This is a genomic window from Actinopolymorpha rutila (assembly GCF_013407855.1).
GTDB lineage: Bacteria > Actinomycetota > Actinomycetes > Propionibacteriales > Actinopolymorphaceae > Actinopolymorpha > Actinopolymorpha rutila.
In genome coordinates this window covers 510,242-525,830 of the sequence record NZ_JACBZH010000001.1, presented here as the reverse complement: position 1 = coordinate 525,830, position 15,589 = coordinate 510,242, and the positions used below count along the sequence as shown (strand labels likewise).

At 71.3% G+C, this 15,589-nt stretch carries 11 protein-coding genes; 6 read left to right on the top strand and 5 right to left on the bottom strand.

The features are described 5' to 3' along the window. Positions 1-7 precede the first annotated feature (7 nt). The 3 genes from F4554_RS02190 to F4554_RS02180 all read left to right on the top strand — a co-directional run bounded on the left by F4554_RS02190 (position 8) and on the right by F4554_RS02180 (position 2,994). Positions 8-1,057 carry an acyltransferase domain-containing protein gene (locus F4554_RS02190; RefSeq protein ID WP_179785817.1) on the top strand — a complete coding sequence of 350 codons (1,050 nt, stop codon included), beginning with the start codon at positions 8-10 and terminating at the stop codon, positions 1,055-1,057. Positions 1,058-1,198: 141 nt separating this feature from the next. Further along, positions 1,199-2,206, top strand: coding sequence for an ATP-binding cassette domain-containing protein (locus F4554_RS02185; RefSeq protein WP_179785816.1), 1,008 nt, complete (start codon positions 1,199-1,201; stop codon positions 2,204-2,206). Next, positions 2,203-2,994: an ABC transporter permease gene (locus tag F4554_RS02180; protein ID WP_179785815.1), complete on the top strand. Its 792-nt coding sequence runs from the start codon at positions 2,203-2,205 to the stop codon at positions 2,992-2,994. The genes F4554_RS02185 and F4554_RS02180 overlap by 4 nt, the downstream gene beginning before the upstream one ends. 2 nt (positions 2,995-2,996) lie before the next feature. Here F4554_RS02180 and F4554_RS02175 read toward each other — a convergent pair whose 3' ends face one another. The 3 genes from F4554_RS02175 to F4554_RS02165 form a co-directional block, all read right to left on the bottom strand. Further along, positions 2,997-6,275, bottom strand: coding sequence for a BTAD domain-containing putative transcriptional regulator (locus F4554_RS02175; protein WP_179785814.1), 3,279 nt, complete (start codon positions 6,273-6,275; stop codon positions 2,997-2,999). 14 nt (positions 6,276-6,289) lie between these two features. Then, positions 6,290-8,269: a 3-keto-alpha-glucoside-1,2-lyase-like domain-containing protein gene (locus tag F4554_RS02170; protein WP_179785813.1), complete on the bottom strand. Its 1,980-nt coding sequence runs from the start codon at positions 8,267-8,269 to the stop codon at positions 6,290-6,292. A 136-nt stretch (positions 8,270-8,405) separates the two neighbouring features. Next, positions 8,406-9,551, bottom strand: a complete 1,146-nt coding sequence (locus F4554_RS02165) for a GntR family transcriptional regulator (RefSeq protein ID WP_179785812.1) — start codon at positions 9,549-9,551, stop codon at positions 8,406-8,408. A gap of 211 nt (positions 9,552-9,762) precedes the next feature. On the opposite strand from F4554_RS02165, the gene F4554_RS02160 reads away from it, so the two are divergent. Next, complete coding sequence (locus F4554_RS02160) at positions 9,763-10,962, top strand: glycoside hydrolase family 76 protein (protein ID WP_337795834.1); 1,200 nt, start codon at positions 9,763-9,765, stop codon at positions 10,960-10,962. A gap of 15 nt (positions 10,963-10,977) precedes the next feature. Here the strand turns inward: F4554_RS02160 and F4554_RS02155 are convergent, their stop codons facing one another. After that, positions 10,978-11,505, bottom strand: a complete 528-nt coding sequence (locus tag F4554_RS02155) for a 2'-5' RNA ligase family protein (RefSeq protein WP_179785810.1) — start codon at positions 11,503-11,505, stop codon at positions 10,978-10,980. A 47-nt stretch (positions 11,506-11,552) separates the two neighbouring features. Here F4554_RS02155 and F4554_RS02150 point away from each other — a divergent pair, with 47 nt between their 5' ends. Continuing rightward, positions 11,553-12,203: a histidine phosphatase family protein gene (locus F4554_RS02150; protein WP_179785809.1), complete on the top strand. Its 651-nt coding sequence runs from the start codon at positions 11,553-11,555 to the stop codon at positions 12,201-12,203. Between the two features lie 44 nt (positions 12,204-12,247). On the opposite strand, the gene F4554_RS02145 is transcribed toward F4554_RS02150, so the two are convergent. Next, complete coding sequence (locus F4554_RS02145; RefSeq protein WP_179785808.1) at positions 12,248-13,144, bottom strand: aldo/keto reductase; 897 nt, start codon at positions 13,142-13,144, stop codon at positions 12,248-12,250. A 79-nt stretch (positions 13,145-13,223) separates the two neighbouring features. On the opposite strand from F4554_RS02145, the gene F4554_RS02140 reads away from it, so the two are divergent. Then, positions 13,224-15,530: a glycoside hydrolase family 3 C-terminal domain-containing protein gene (locus F4554_RS02140; RefSeq protein WP_179785807.1), complete on the top strand. Its 2,307-nt coding sequence runs from the start codon at positions 13,224-13,226 to the stop codon at positions 15,528-15,530. Positions 15,531-15,589: the final 59 nt, after the last annotated feature.

Genomic DNA, 15,589 nt, shown 5'->3' with positions numbered 1-15,589 from the left:
AGGACACATGACGTCGACGCCGCCGGACGTGAGCCGGGACCTCGCGATGGTGCGGGACGAACTCGGGCTGTCCCCGGAGGCTGTGCGCTGGTTGTCCGAACGCGAGCATGCGGGCTCCCAGGCCGGTGAGGACGGCCCGGTGCTGCCCGACGACGACACCGCCGACCGGCTGCTCACCCGGCTCGGCGCCGACCCGCGCGACAGGGCGGACACGCTGGCGGCCCGACCTGATCCGCAGCGGCACCAGGCGCTGTGGTGGGTGCTCGACCGGATGTACCGCCACCAGGTGTCCGTCCTCGGCGAGTGCCTGCCCATCGAGGGCCTGCCCGGGTGGCCGGCGCTGCCCGCGAGCACCGGGCCGGTCGGCGCGCACCTGTACGTCTGGCTGTATCTCGCCGCGCTGCCGAAGGTGCTGGCCTACCACGCCGGGCGGGGCATCCCCGAGGAGGTGAGCTGGGCCAGCCTGGGCGTCGGCCAGGGCATGCGGGCCCACCGCACCATCACCGGGCACAGCGGGCTGAGCCTGTTCAGCTCCTGGACTCCGCAGGTCCATCTGCGCGGGGCGCAGTTCTCGTTCGGGCGGCTGGACTTCAACCGCGGTGCGGTGTCGTTCGGCAACGGCGCCTGTGGGTACGCCGTGGCGGTGCACATCCCGGCGACCGGGCGGCTGGACGCCGACGCCTGCGACCGGTCGCTGGCCGAGGCCCGGGACTTCTTCGGGCGCTACTTTCCCGAGGAGCCGGTGGCGTTCTTCACCTGCCGATCCTGGCTGCTCGACCCGCAACTGGGCGAGTACCTCCCGCCGGCCGCCAACATCGTGCGCTTCCAGCAACGGTTCCACGTGTTGCCGTTCCTGCGCGAGACCGACGAGGGCGACGCCGACCACGTGGTGCTCGGCTACGTCTTCGAACGCTCCGCACCCGGGCCGGAGGTCACCGCCGACCTGCTCGACGACCTTCCGCAGAACTCGACCCTCCAGCGTGCCTACGTCGCCCACCTGCGCGCCGGTCGGCACTGGCACGAACGCACCGGCTGGCTCCCCTTCCACGAAGCCTGAGCGCCGGAGTCCAACCCCGGTTTCACCAGCCGACCAGGACCTCGCGGGCCGTGAAACCGTCGTGAAACCGCAGTGAAGGCCGGCCCGGGCACCCTCGTCCCAGTCGTGGCACCCACGCCACAACTGACGAGACGAGGAAGCATGAGAACTCCCGCATCCGGGCCGGCGATCGAGGCGACCGGGCTGCGCAAGTCGTTCGGAGAGAAGGTCGTTCTCGACGGGATCGACCTGAGCATCGCCGAGGGAACGATCTTCTCCCTGCTCGGGCCGAACGGCGCCGGCAAGACGACCGCCGCCCAGATCCTCTCCACGTTGATCACCGCCGACGCCGGCCAGGCCCGGATCGCCGGGGCCGACCTGAGCAGGGACCCCGACGCGGTGCGCGCGGTGATCGGGGTGACCGGCCAGTTCTCGGCGGTGGACAACCTCCTCACCGGCGAGGAGAACCTCACCCTGATGGCCGACCTGCGGCACCTGGGCCGGGCTCGAGGGCGACGGCGTACGGCAGAACTGCTCGAACAGTTCGACCTGGTGGACGCCGCCCGCAAGCAGGCCTCGACCTACTCGGGCGGTATGCGCCGCCGCCTCGACCTGGCGATGACCCTGGTCGGCACCCCGCAGGTCATCTTCCTCGACGAGCCGACCACCGGTCTGGACCCCCGCAGCCGGCGCACGATGTGGGACGTCATCCGCCGCCTCGTCGCCGGCGGGACGACGATCTTCCTCACCACGCAGTACCTCGAGGAGGCCGACCAGCTCGCGGACCGGATCGCCCTGCTCGACCACGGGAAGCTGGTGGCCCAGGGCACCGCGTCCGAGCTCAAGCGGATGGTGCCCGGCGGCCACGTCAAGCTGGAGTTCGCCGACGCGCTCAGACTCGACGAAGCCGCCCGCGTCCTCGGCGACGCGGCCCGGGACGACGACGCGCTCACCCTGCAGGTCGCCGGTGACGGTGGGGTGCGGTCGCTGCGCGCGCTGCTGGAACGACTTGACCGCGCGGGCATCGAGGTCGACGACCTGTCGGTGCACACGCCCGACCTCGACGACGTCTTCCTGGCCCTCACCGGCCGGCCCGCCGCCGACCCGGCCGAAGCCGCCGCCGAGCACGCCGCCGGCTCCGCCGACTCCCGGAAGGAACTCACCCGATGAGCAGTCTGTCCTACGCGGTTGCCGACTCCGCGACGATGCTGCGCCGCAACTTCAGGCACATGCAGCGCTACCCCTCGGTGACGCTGATGCTCATCGGCGTCCCGGTCACCTTCCTGCTGTTGTTCGTGTACGTCTTCGGGGGGACGCTCGGAGCGGGGCTCGGCAGCATCGAAGGAGGGCGCCAGCAGTACGTCAACTACGTCGTGCCCGGCATCCTGGCGATGGCACTCGCCGCCACCGCCCAGGGCACCGCGATCGCGGTGGCGATGGACATGACCGAGGGCATCATCGCGCGGTTCCGGACGATGGCGATCAGCCGGGCCTCGGTCCTCACCGGGCACGTCCTCGGCGCCGTCCTCCAGAGCGTGCTCGCCCTGGCCGTGGTCCTCGTGGTCGCCCTGCTGGTGGGATTCCGGCCGAACGCCACCTTCGCCGAGTGGCTCGCCCTGACCGGCGTCCTGGTGATGTTCAGCCTTGCCCTCACGTGGTTCACGGTCGCTCTCGGCATGGTGGCCAAGAGTGTCGAGAGCGCCAGCAACACACCGATGCCGTTGATGATGTTGCCCTTCCTGGGCAGCGGTTTCGTACCCACCGACTCGATGCCGCCCGGGCTGCGGTGGTTCGCGGAGTACCAGCCGTTCACTCCGTTCATCGAGACCGTGCGCGGTCTGCTGCTGGGTACGCCGATCGGCAACAGCGCGTTGATCGCCACCGCCTGGGGCGCCGGGATCATCGTCCTCGGCTACGTCTGGGCCCGCGCCCGCTACGACCGCGACCCGACCCACTGACGTCAGTCGGTCCCTGGAAGGCTCTGCGCCTGCTCGCGATCCGACAGCGCTCTCAGGGCGGCGGCACGGAGTTCGTGCTGCTCGAGTTCGGCGTACGACGAGACTGCTTCGTCGTACGCCGAACTGTCGGCTTCCTCCGCGATCCGACGTAGTTCCACACCGGACATGGTGACCGCGAACTCCCGTGCGAAGCGGAAGCGTTCGGCAAGGGCGATCATCCGTACCGCCGAACGTGTCAACCGGGCCTTGCGTCCGCCGGCTCCGACGTCATCGGCACCGGCCGCGCGGCGCAGGTCGACCAGGGCCAGCGCCACCAGGACCGTGCCGTGGATCGGGGACTCCACGAAGTACGCCGGCGGGCTGTCGACCGGGTAGTTCAGCATCAGGGTCAGCAGGCCGGGAAGTTCGTCCACGATGCCCCGGATCAGATCCGGCCTGCCGTGCCGGGCATGTGCCGCGACCGCGACCGCGCGGACCTGCACGCCCCACGGGTTCAGTCCGATCGACTCCAGCCGGAAGCTGTGGTCGTACCCGCCGTGGAAGACATCGACGGCACGCCGCCACTCGCGCAGGCCACCCTCGACGTCACCGCGGGCCAGTCGGATCTCCGCGCGGACCCCGAGGTCGAAGGTGACCATGTCGTCGAGGTCCTCGTAACGGCTGAGTTTGGTCTGCTCCAGCCAGTGTTCGGCCTCGTCCACGACACCACGCTGGAGGGTGGCCAGCACGAGTGCCCAGCGGATCTTGAACACGTCCGGCCAGTTTTGTCCCTCCAGTACGTCGAGGGCCGCCACCAGGTGGTGTTCGGCCAGCTCCCCCTGCCCGATCTGCAGCGCCAGCTCGGCGACCCGGGTGTGGGCGAGAACCCTGACCCAGGGCAGATCCTCCCTCTCCACAACGGAAAGGATCGACGCCGCGGCAGCAAGTGCCGCCGCCGGATCACCGCCGTGCTCGTGTACGTAGGTGGCCAGGATGTTGGCGAACACCGCAAGCAGCGGTTGCGGGCTGGCACACAGCGCGGCGAGGGCTGCTCCGTCCGGGGCGAGCAGGCTCGGCGCCTCCCGGAGCACGGCGGCCGCCGCCCGAACCGGAGTGTCCGGCGGGGCCGTCGGCAACCGGCGGAGGGTGAACAACTCGCGGCCCGAACTCGGGCCGCGCAACATGAACATGCACATGACGTTCATCGTCGCGGCCGTCCGGGTCACTTCCACCAGGTCCGGCGGCGGACGGAAGTGCGACAGCGGCCAGACGGTGTCCACGAGCTCCGGCAGCCGGGAGTAGGCCGACTCCAAGGTCCACAGCCCGGTGAGGAGCGCGGTCGCCGCGGCGATCGCCGCGCCGTCGTCCCTGGCCAGCCCGAGCCGCAGCGCCTGGACGAGGTTGTCCTGCTCGGCGCGCACCGGCCAGTCCTTCGAGAACGGCTGGTCGCCGAACGGCGTCTCGTGGTGGGTGCGCGCGAAGTCACACGTCCACGCCAGGAAGCGCCGGGTGATCTCGTCGTCCTCACCGGCTTTCCGCCGCCGCTCGGTGGCGAACTCGCGTACGGTCTCCAGCATCCGGAAGCGCGTGCCGGTGGGTGTGTCGACCACCTTCAGCAACGACTGGTCGACGAGGTGCTCCACCATCGCCAACCCGTCCTTGACACCCTGTGCCGGCTCCGCGGATGCACCGCCGCCAAGGAGCAGTTGACAGGCTGCGTCTGCAGTGAAGCCGTCCACGAAGATCGACAGCGTCCGCATGGCCGCCTGCCCGGCCGGATCGAGGAGGTTCCAGCTCCACTCGACGACCGCGTGCAGGGTCTGGTGGCGTTCGGGCGCGTCCCGTGCCCCGCCGCGAAGTACGGCGAAACGGTCCTCCAGCCGGCGGGCGATCTCCGGAACCGACAGCGCCCGCACCCGGGCCGCGGCCAGCTCCACCGCCAGGGGCAGACCGTCCAGGTGCCGGCACACGTCCGCGACCGCCTCGGCGGGCAGGTCGGCGGTGGGCCGGGCCGCCCGGGCTCGTTGGCCGAACAGCTCGACAGTCGTCGCCAGGTCGAGCTCGGGCAGGGGGTACACCGACTCCGACGACAGGCCGAGAGGTGCCCTGCTGGTGGTCAGCACCCGAAGGTCCCTGGTCGAGGACACCAGCGCGCTCACGAGACCGGCGGCACCTCGCAGGACGTGCTCGCAGTTGTCGAGGACCAGCAGCGCGGGCTCGGCACCCAGCGCGGCCGCGATTCCGGCCACCAGGTCGGTAGCGTCGGGAGCGCCACCGGTGAGCTTCCCGACGGGGCTCCGGCGTCCCTCGCTCACCCCGAGACCGGCGGCGACCTCCCGTACGACGTCCTCGTCGGCGACAACGCCGGCCAGCGCGGCGACGTGCACGACCCGCTGCTGGGCCTCGCGACCGACGAAATACGCCAACCGGGTCTTGCCCAGGCCGCCCGGGCCGACGATCGAGGTCACCCGCGACGTGCCCAGCAGACCGGTCACCGCCGCCACGTCGGCATCGCGCCCCAGCAGTTGGTTCGGCTCGTACAGAATGCCGTGCCGCACAGTCGGCTGGCCAGCGCGCAGCAGGCGCTGGTGCTCGGCGCGCAGTGCGGCCCCGGGGTCCGTGCCGAGCTCGTCGGCAAGCGTCCGCCGGTGCGCCTCGTACCTGTCCAGCGCCGCGGCCGGACCGGCGGTGGCGGCCTCGGCGCGCAGGAGTTCGAGCAGGACCTCCTCGTCCCGCGGGTTGCGGCCGGCCAGCTCGGTGAGCGCCTCGACCACCTCGGCGTGGCGTCCCAGCCGCGCCGCGGCGAGCGCCCGGGTGCGCGCCAGCGTCCAGTACGTCGGCATGCGGCCGGCGCGCAGCCGCTCCACCGGATCGCAGACGTCTGACCCGTCCGGCGCCGGCGGTCCGTCCCACAGCGCCAGCCCCTCCTCGGCGTGCCGGAGCGCGGCGACCTGGTCGCCGGCCCGGAGGCTCTCGGTGGCGGCTGCCGCGGCGAGCTGGACCGCGGCGGCGTCCACCCGCTCGGCCGCGAGGGTGAGCCGATAACCGGTGGGCACACTGGCGATCACGTCGGAGCCGAGCTGAGCCCGGGCCCGGGAGACGAGGACCTGCAGCGCCTTGGCCGGATTGTCCGGTCGATCCTCCGCGCGCTCCTCCGGCCACAGCCCGTCGATCAGCCGGGCGGTGCCGCAGCCGGCGCGCAGATCGGCCGCGAGCAGAGCGAGCAGACCACGCAACCGGGTGCCGCTGATCTCCCGGCCGCGGAACGCCACCCGCGACAGCAGGGTCAGCTCGATCGTCACCCGTCGTAGGGTAGTCAGCCCTTCTGGAGCCGGTAGAGGACCGCCGCGCCCGCGTCGAGGTTCGCGGTCAGCCGCAGCCGGTCCTGGCCGACGTAGGTCCCGGTCCTGGGGTCGAACCTCGCGACCTTCCCGACCGTCGCCGGGTCGAGCTCGACCTGGCTCACGCACCGCTTGGAGTGCGACCGGTTGGCGATCAGCAGCCAGCGGGCACCGGTCCGCTCGGCGTCGACGAACCTGCCCAGCACGACCGCGTCACCCTGCACCGACTTCACCACCTCGTCCGGCGTCCACGCGGTCGCGCCGGCCGGCAGCGGGTCGTCGTGGGCGTGGGTCACCGACTCCGACACCAGCGGCTTCAGCTCGCGCCCGACCGGGGCGAGCCAGCGCAGGTTGATGTTCCGCGCCGCGTCGTAGCGGTCGGTGCGCTTGCCGTCCACGGTGATCAGCGCGGGCTGGAACCCCTCGCCACGGGCCGGATCTGGTGTCCAGTAGGTGAAGTACTGAATGCCCTTCGCGCCGTAGGCGAGGCTGACGTTGATCTGCCACAGCAGTTCGGCCGCGGTCGGCTGGCGGCGGTTGCCGTACGCCCCGGTCTGGATGAAGATCCACGTCGGCAGGCCGGCCCGCAGGCCCTCCTCACGGACGATCTTCCAGTTGAGGAAGTAACCCGGGTCGTCGGTGCCGTCGGCCATCAGCGGATAGCGGTCGAAGGAGAGCAACACCGGCTTGACGACATCGACGAACTGCCGCACGTAGTTCTGGTCGTTGGAGGGCAGCAGGTTGATGTAGGGCAGGGCGTTCGGGTCGAGCTCCCGGGTGATCCGCACCAGGTGGGCGAGCGTCTCGAACCTGTCCGGCGAGGGTTCGTCGTAGATGTCGAGTCCGGCGAACGCCGGGGAGCCGCCGGCGTTGGGTGCGTTCCAGGCTTCGAGGTTGCCGGAGAAGTCGTCTGTCAACAGCACCTTGCCGTCGGCCGCGGTGACCTTCACGTTGTCGAACAGCGCGGACTCCGGGCCGGCCTCGCGGAACCCGACCCGGCCGCGGGCATACGTCGCGTCGGTCGTGGTGTCGACCACCGTGCCGTTGATCGACGTGGTGATGGTGTCCCCGGCGACCTTCGTCTCGACGTGGTACCACGTGCCGTCGGTGACCGCGATCGTGAGCGGCACGGGCCGAACCCAGGCGGGGCTGCCGTTCACGAACGCCACCTTGGTCAGGTAACCGGGCGCCGCCGGTGTGGTGTAGGCGGAGTTGGACAGCAACCAGACGTAGGCGTTGGCCGGGTCCTGCGCGCGAAACGCCCACCCTGCCTGGGCGTACTTCCCGCCGCCACCGGTCTGCCGGGGCGCGACGTCGAACGCGAACGTGTAGTCCGACCAGTCCGCACCGTCGCGGGACAGCCCGGCGCTGCCGTTGCCCGTGCCGCCGTTCTGCAGCAGCCGACCGCCCTGGAGCTCCCAGAAGCTGCGCGGACGGTAGGTGTCCAGCACCTGCTTCAGCTTGGTCGCCGCCTGGTCCGGGGTGAGGGTGAAGTCGCCGCCCTCGGTGGAAATGCGGAAGTCGTTGCGCATCCAGCGCACGGTCGGGTCGTCGACGACGAGCGTGAGCCCCACCTGGTCGGCGATGCCGAGCGCGTACTTCTGGATGTAGGCGTCGGCCCACAGGTAGTTGTTGCTGTGGGTGTAGGTGAACCCCGCGTCCTTGATCTCCTGATAGCGCGCGAGCGTAGTCTGCAGCGGCGGCGGTGGCCACCACAGTCCGATCGGGAACTCCTTGCCTCCGACCAGCGGCAGGTGGGCGAGTTCCTCGGGGGTGATCGCCGGCGCCGCAGCCGTTCGGGTCACCGCGGCCGCTCGGGCGGCCGCTGCCTCACCGGTCGCGGCCGCTGCCGGGACCGCTCCCCCTGCGATCGGCGCGGTGGCGGCGATCGCGCCCGCTCCCATCGCCTTCAGCAGCGTCCGCCGGTCAGGGTGCGTGGAGCGTTCGTCGTGCATCGGGTCCTCCTCGGCACGCGTACTCGATCCAGAGATACCGGGATCCGCCGCCGGGCACAGCACGGACGACCGGCCACATCCGGCCCCAACTCGTGAACGCGCCGCGCCGCATCCTCCTCAGAGCCCGGATCTGCGCCTACGGAGTCACCAGCTCGAACGGAACGGTGGACCGGCGGGGTACGTCCTCGCCGTTCAGCTGGGCGACGAGCAGGTCCACCGCTCGCCGCCCCATCTCCTGCTGGCCCTGCCTGATGTGGGGGAACGAGGCCGCGGCCGCCCGCGACCAGGGTGAGTCGAAGCAGGCGATCAGGTAGCCGGCGGGATCGCCGCGGCCCACCGGATCGCGGCGGCCCACCTCCGCCAGCACCTCCCGCAACAGGACCGCGAGGTTGTACTCGCAGACGACGAACCCCGTCACGGCCGGTTCGCGGTCGAGGAACTCGCGGATCGCGGCCCGGTCCGCGCCCGCCTCGCTGTCCGAGCCGGGCTCGGGCAGGGTGCTCTGCAGGCCGGTGAAGCAGCGCTCGGCGGAGGCCGGGAGACCGCGCTCGTGCAACGCGGATCGGTAACCCTGGATGCGTTCCTCGATGCTGGTGGTGTTCTCGACGGGCGGCGACACGAACGCGACCTCGGTGTGCCCCTGGTCGAGTACGTACTCCGTCAGCACCCGGCACGCGGCCGCGTTGTCGGTGCACACCGCACACGCCGGGATGCCGGGCAGGTAACGGTCCACCAGCACCAGCGGGGAACCGTCCAGGACGAGCCGGACGAGACTCGCGTTGTAGAACTCCCCGTGCACCGGGAAGACGAGCATCCCGTCCACGGTCCCACCGGCGAGCGCGCGGATCGCATCCTCCTCGACCTGCTGGCTGTCGCGGGTTCGCCGTACAACGAGGTGGTAGCCGTGCTCGGCGGCACGTTCCTCGATGGCACACATCAGGTCCAGGCCGTACGTCTCGGACGCGTCGGGCAGCAGCAGCGCCAGGCACCCCGTTCCGCCTGCGCGCTCACCGACGGCCGGCGCCGCCGGGCTCTCCGCTTCCCGTACGGCGTCCAGGCGGTGCGCGTCGGCGGACACGAACGACCCCTTGCCGCGGCGGCGGTCGACCACGCCGGCATCGGCGAGCATCCGCAGCGCCCGCTTGGAGGTGATGCGGCTGACGCCGAACCGCTCGGCCAGTTCGGTCTCCGACGGCACCCGGTCGCCGGGGCACAGCCGGCTCTCCGAAATCTCCTCCAGCACGAACTCGTAGAGGCGCTCGTACAGGAAGTGCTCGGGCACCGGGTCTCCAGACTTCGTTCACATACCATTTGTGGGGCACCGACATACCAACTCGAACCGGTGCTCTCTCAGCGCCAATCCTCCACCACACAAGGGGATTGGCGGCGAGGCGGCGATGACCGCATACGGACGAAAGCAGCCGTTGACTTGTTGGTATATCCAGTGCACGTTGAGTCCCGTGCCAGGCGGCACATCGACTCGGAGGTTTCCCGTGACCCAGCACTTCAGCGCCCCGTCGCGACGGGCCGTCCTGCTCGGCGGAGTGGCCGCGGCCACGACCGCGGCGGTCGGCGCGGTCGCCACCACTCCTGCCTACGCCGACACGGTCCCGACCCGCGACCTACGCCGCTACGCCCTTCGTGCGCGGGACACCTACGCCGCGCTGCAGAAGTACTTCTACGACCCGAAGACGTCGCTCTACCTGGAGGAGTACCCCCACGCCGGCGGCAATCAGTACTCCTACGTCTGGCCGTTCTCCCAGGCGATGGTCGCGACGCTGGACGTGGCCGGGCTGCCGGGTATGGGCAGCGGGTACACCGCCGACGTCGCCGACCGGTTCACCGCGGTGGAGAAGTACTGGAACGCGCAGACCGACCCGCCCGGCTACGACTCCTACCTGCGCCCGCCGCTCGGCCAGGGCGGGGACAAGTTCTACGACGACAACGAGTGGATCGGCCTGGCCGACCTGCAACGCCACCTGAGGACGTCGGGAGGGCACGCGCCCTCGCTGCGCCGCGCGGCACAGATCTTCGACCTGGTGGTGTTCGGCTGGGACGACGACCCGACGCATCCGTGCCCCGGCGGGGTGTTCTGGACCCAGGCGCCCTGGAGCCATGACCGCAACACCGTCTCCAACGCGCCCGGCGCGGAGGTGGGCCTCCACCTCTACCTCGCCACCAGGGAGCCGCGCTACCTCGAGTGGTCCACCCGGATGTACGACTGGACGCGGTCGTACATGCTGGCCCCGAACGGCCTGTACTGGGACCACGTCGACCTCGCCGGCAACATCCAGAAGTCGCAGTGGTCCTACAACCAGGGCGTCATGATCGGTGCCGGTGTCCTGCTCCACCGGGCGACCGGCAGCCGGGTCTTCCTCGACCAGGCAGAGGACACCGCGAAGAAGGCGCTCGCGTTCTACGCCGAGAACGAGCGCTACTTCACCCAGCCGGCGCGGTTCCACGCGATCTTCTTCGCCAACCTGCTGCAGCTGTCCACGCTTCGCCCGGACCCCGCCTACCGCGAGGCGATGCAGTGGTACGCCGACCAGTCGTACCAGCGGTTCCGCGACGCCGACACCGGGCTCTACCGGTTCGACGGCGACAACCCGGTCACCCTGCTGGAGCAGTCGGGCATGGTCCGGATCGAGGCGATGCTCGGCTGGTCGCCGGCCGACTACCGCAAGCTGACCTGACGGGAAGCTCCCACCTCAGGGTCGGCCGAGTGGAAGCTCGACGATCGGGTGCCACGAGTCGGGATCCGGCGACCCGCAGAAGACCTGTGCCGCGGCCACCTCCGTACTGATCGGGAGGTGGCCGCGCACAAGCTCTTCCGCCCGGCGGAGTTCGGCCGCCGGAGCACCGTCGCCGACGGTGAGATGGGGCACCACCTCGGCGAACGCACCGCCGTACGGCGGATACTCCGGGAAGCGTTCGCACACCGCGGCGGTGAGGTCGGCGAACGCCCCGGCCGGCTCCGGGGCCAGCCACACCACCTGGTCCGCGAACCACTCGACGCGGGTGAACGTAGCCCGGAAGGACGCGACCGTGCGGATCGCCTCGCCCAGCGCGGCCAGCACCTCGGCGTCGATGCGTTCCGGCGGGACGAACGGGTAGAGGACCGTCACGTGCGCGGGGACGCCCCAGGCCGCGGACGGGTCCAGCCGGGACCGAAGGTGACCCACGACCGGCTCCGCCTCGCGTACCGGCACGATCACCGCGCTCTCCGTCTGCGGCATCTGAGTCGGCGGTACCCGAATCGCTGGCATGTGTGCAGTATGAATCGGTGAGCCTGATCTTCGCCCGCCACGGGGAGAGCCGCGCGAACCTGCTGAACGTGTTCGCCAATCACGAGCCGAGTCACCCGCTGACCGACCGCGGCCGCGAGCAGGCGGTCGCGCTCGCGCGTCGGCTGGCGGGCCGGACCACGGTGGACCGCATCCGCTCGAGCCCTTTGCTGCGGGCCGTGCAGACGGCGCGGATCCTCGGTCACGAACTCGGGGTACCCGTCGTCGTCTCCGACGCCCTTCGTGAGTTCGACGTCGGCTCCTACGAGGGAAGCGGCGATCCCGCGCACTGGCGTGAGCACGACGAGGTGCTGAAGGCCTGGCTGGTGCGCAACGAGGGCGACCATCGGGTGGCCGGAGGCGAGAACCTGCACGAGATCCGGGCGCGGCTCCGGTCGCTGGTCGACGAGGTGGCGACCCAGGCGGGTACGACGGTCCTGGTCGGGCACGGCGGGTTGTATCGCTGCGCGCTGTCCGACGTACTCGCCAACGTCACCCCACGCTGGGCTCTGGCGCATCCGCTCGCCAACACCGAGACGGTGACGGCGCGGTCGCATCGGGGCGGGCTGGCCGCCGTCGCGTGGGGAGATCTCGCCGTCGATCCGGACGACGTACTCGACCTACCGGCCCAGCTGTCCGACGGTTCGTAGTCAGCCCGAAGTCAGCCCGAAGTCAGCCCGAAGTCAGCCCGAAGTCAGCCCAGGCCGGCCAGCTCGTCGGCGGTGAACCGCAGCGCGCCGGCGGCCACGTTGTCGGCAAGATGCTTCGGGTCGCCGGTCCCCGGGATCGCCAGCACGTGCCGGCCCTGGTGCAGGGTCCAGGCCAGGCGTACCTGATGCGGCGTGACCCCGTGCGCCCGGGCCACGGCGTGGACCGCCTCGCTGTGGCCGGACGCCGCGCCCGCCTCCCGGCCGGCGCCGGCGATGGCGAAGAACGGGACGTACGCGATTCCCCGCTCCTCGCAGGTGCGGACGAGAGCGTCCTCCTCCCTTTTGAAGTCGAGCCCGTAGGGGTTCTGTACGCAGACCACCGGTGCGATGGCCCCGGCCTCGTCAAGGTGGTCCTGACGTACGTTCGACAGGCCGAGGTGCCGGATCAGCCCCTCGTCGCGCAGCTGCGCCAGCGCGCCGAACCGCTCCGCGATCGAGTCGTGCCCGGCCTTCTTGATGATCCGCAGGTTCACCAGGTCGAGGTGGTCGCGGCCGAGGCGGCGGAGGTTCTCCTCGACCTGGCTGCGCAGTTGGGCGGGCGTGGTCGCCTGGTAGAAGCCCTTGTCCGGGTCGATGCCGGGGCCGACCTTGGTGGCCACCACGATGTCGTCGGGATACGGCGAGAGCGCGGCCCGGATCAGCTCGGTGGCATAGCGCGCAGGACCGGTACCGACGCCGAGCGTGCCGCCCGGTGACACGTAGAACGCGGCGGTGTCGAGGTGGTTCACGCCGAGCTCGACGGCCCGGCGCAGCACGGCGAGGGCGACCTCACGGTCGGGGTTCGCGGTGATCCGCATCGAGCCGAAGCCCATCCGGTTGACGGTGACGTCGCCGAGCTTCCAGGTGCCCGCGTCGGCCGCGGTGATCTCCTCGGATCGCATCCGCCGAACCTACCTGGCGGGTGGGCGGGGTTACAGTGCCAGCACGACGGCCCCGGCCCACGGCTACCAGGGAGGCACCATGTCCGAGACCCACGGTTCCCTCCCGCCCGCGCCGGCCGCGGTCGGCCAGCTCACCCTGGCGGAGAAGGCCGCGCTGGTCAGCGGTTCGGACTTCTGGCACACCACACCGGTCGAGCGCCTGGGCATCCCGGCGATCATGGTGTCGGACGGCCCGCACGGCCTGCGTACCCAGCTGTCCGAGGCCGATCACGTGGGCCTGTCCGGCAGCGTCCCGGCGACGTGCTTCCCGCCGGCGGCCGGCATCGCAAGCTCCTGGAACACCCGGCTGATCGAGACCGTGGGCCGGGCGCTCGGCACCGAGGCGCGCCGGTGGGGCGTGTCCGTCGTCCTCGGCCCCGGCGTGAACATCAAGCGGTCGCCGTTGTGCGGGCGCAACTTCGAGTACTACTCCGAGGACCCCTTCCTCGCCGGGCGGCTCGGCGCGGCCCTCGTCCGCGGCGTGCAGAGCCAGGGCGTCGGCACCTCGGTGAAGCACTTCGCCGCCAACAACCAGGAGGACGACCGGCTCCGGGTGAGCGCCGAGGTGGACGAGCGGACGCTGCGCGAGATCTACCTGCCGGCGTTCGAGCACATCGTGCGCACCGAGCAGCCGTGGACCGTGATGTGTGCCTACAACAAGGTCAACGGGACGTACGCCTCCGAGCACCGCCGGCTGCTGACGACGGTGCTGCGGGAGGAGTGGGGCTTCGCCGGGCTGGTCGTCTCCGACTGGGGCGCGGTGCACGACCGGGTGCGCTCCCTGGAGGCCGGCCTGGACCTGGAGATGCCGCCGAACCTCGAGCTGAGCCCGGCCGCGGTGGTCGCCGCGGTGCGCGAGGGGTGGCTGGCGGAGTCCGTACTCGACGACGCGGTGGCCCGGGTGCTGACGCTGGTGGACCGGTCGACGTCCGCGATCGGGGCCGCGGACGCGGAGCCGGTCACCTTCGACGAGGACGAACACCACCGGGTGGCCCACCTGGCCGCGCTGGAGTCCGCGGTCCTGCTGAAGAACGAGCGCGGCGCGCTGCCGCTGCGTACGGAGCCGGGCGCCACGGTCGCGGTCGTCGGCGAGCTCGCCCGGACGCCGCGCTTCCAGGGCGGGGGCAGCTCCGAGGTCAACCCGACCCGGGTGGACGTGCCGGTCGAGGAGTTGCGCGACCGCCTCGGGTCGGACGTCGAGATCGTCTTCGCACCGGGGTACGGCCTGGGCGGTGAAGCCGCGGACGGGGCGGCCGGCGAGGACGAGCGGCTGCGGTCCGAGGCCGTGCGGGTCGCGCGCGCCGCCGACCGGGTGGTCGTGTTCCTCGGCCTGCCTGCCGCCGAGGAGTCCGAGGGCTTCGACCGTACGCACCTGGACCTGCCGGCCGGCCAACTGGCGCTCCTGGCAGCGCTGCGGGAGGCGAACGACCGGCCGCTGACCGTGGTGCTGTCCAACGGCTCCGCGGTCCGCACCTCCACCTGGGACGGCGACGCCGACGCGATCCTGGAGAGCTGGCTGTCCGGGCAGGCCGCGGGCGGCGCCGTCGCCGACCTGCTCACCGGCCGGGCCAACCCGTCGGGGAAGCTGGCCGAGACGATTCCCGTACGCCTGGAGGACAGCTCGTCGTTCCTCAACTTCCCCGGCGACAGCGGCGTCGTGCGGTACGGCGAAGGTGTGTTCGTCGGTTACCGCGCCCACGACCGTTCCGCGCAGGAGGTCAGCTACCCGTTCGGGCACGGCCTGTCGTACACCACGTTCGACGTCGGCGGCCTGTCCGTGCGCACCAGCGGGTCCGTCGCCGGTGACGACCTGGCGGTCGAGGTGTCGGTGACCGTGACGAACACCGGGCCGCTCGCCGGTGCGGAGGTCGTCCAGGTCTACGTACGGGACCCGGAGTGCTCGGTCACCCGGCCGGTGCGGGAGCTGAAGGGCTTCGCCAAGGTCGCGCTGGAGCCCGGCGAGAGCCGTACGGCCACGATGACGCTGGACCGGCGGGCGTTCGCGTACTGGTCGGTTCGCCATCACGACTGGGTGGTCGAGGCGGGCGACTTCGAGATCGCGGTGGGCACGTCCTCCCGCGACCTGCGCGCAGCCACCACGATCCGGCTGGACGCTCCGTCGATCGCGTTGCCGCTGACCGCCGACTCCACCCTGGCCGAGTGGCTGGCCGACCCTCGGGGAAACGAACTCCTCCAGGGCCTCGACCTGCCGATCCTGCGCGACCCGGGGCTCGTCCGGGTGGTGGGCACGATGCCGATGAGCACGCTGGCGTCGTTCCCCGGTCTCGGGCTCGACCACGCCACGCTCGCCGACCTCGGTACCCGGCTCGACCGCGCCACTTCGTGACGACGAAGGCGACGCCTTCGCGGGTTCACCTTCGTTGGGGGTGGCGCCCGCTAGTCTGC

Excerpts from the sequence above, each read along its gene's own strand:
- F4554_RS02170 (WP_179785813.1), bottom strand. The coding sequence starts at position 8,269 with ATGCACGACGAACGCTCCACGCACCCTGACCGGCGGACGCTGCTGAAG.
- F4554_RS02180 (WP_179785815.1), top strand. The coding sequence starts at position 2,203 with ATGAGCAGTCTGTCCTACGCGGTTGCCGACTCCGCGACGATGCTGCGC.
- F4554_RS02190 (WP_179785817.1), top strand. The coding sequence starts at position 8 with ATGACGTCGACGCCGCCGGACGTGAGCCGGGACCTCGCGATGGTGCGG.
- F4554_RS02145 (WP_179785808.1), bottom strand. The coding sequence starts at position 13,144 with ATGCGATCCGAGGAGATCACCGCGGCCGACGCGGGCACCTGGAAGCTC.
- F4554_RS02185 (WP_179785816.1), top strand. The coding sequence starts at position 1,199 with ATGAGAACTCCCGCATCCGGGCCGGCGATCGAGGCGACCGGGCTGCGC.
- F4554_RS02155 (WP_179785810.1), bottom strand. The coding sequence starts at position 11,505 with ATGCCGCAGACGGAGAGCGCGGTGATCGTGCCGGTACGCGAGGCGGAG.
- F4554_RS02140 (WP_179785807.1), top strand. The coding sequence starts at position 13,224 with ATGTCCGAGACCCACGGTTCCCTCCCGCCCGCGCCGGCCGCGGTCGGC.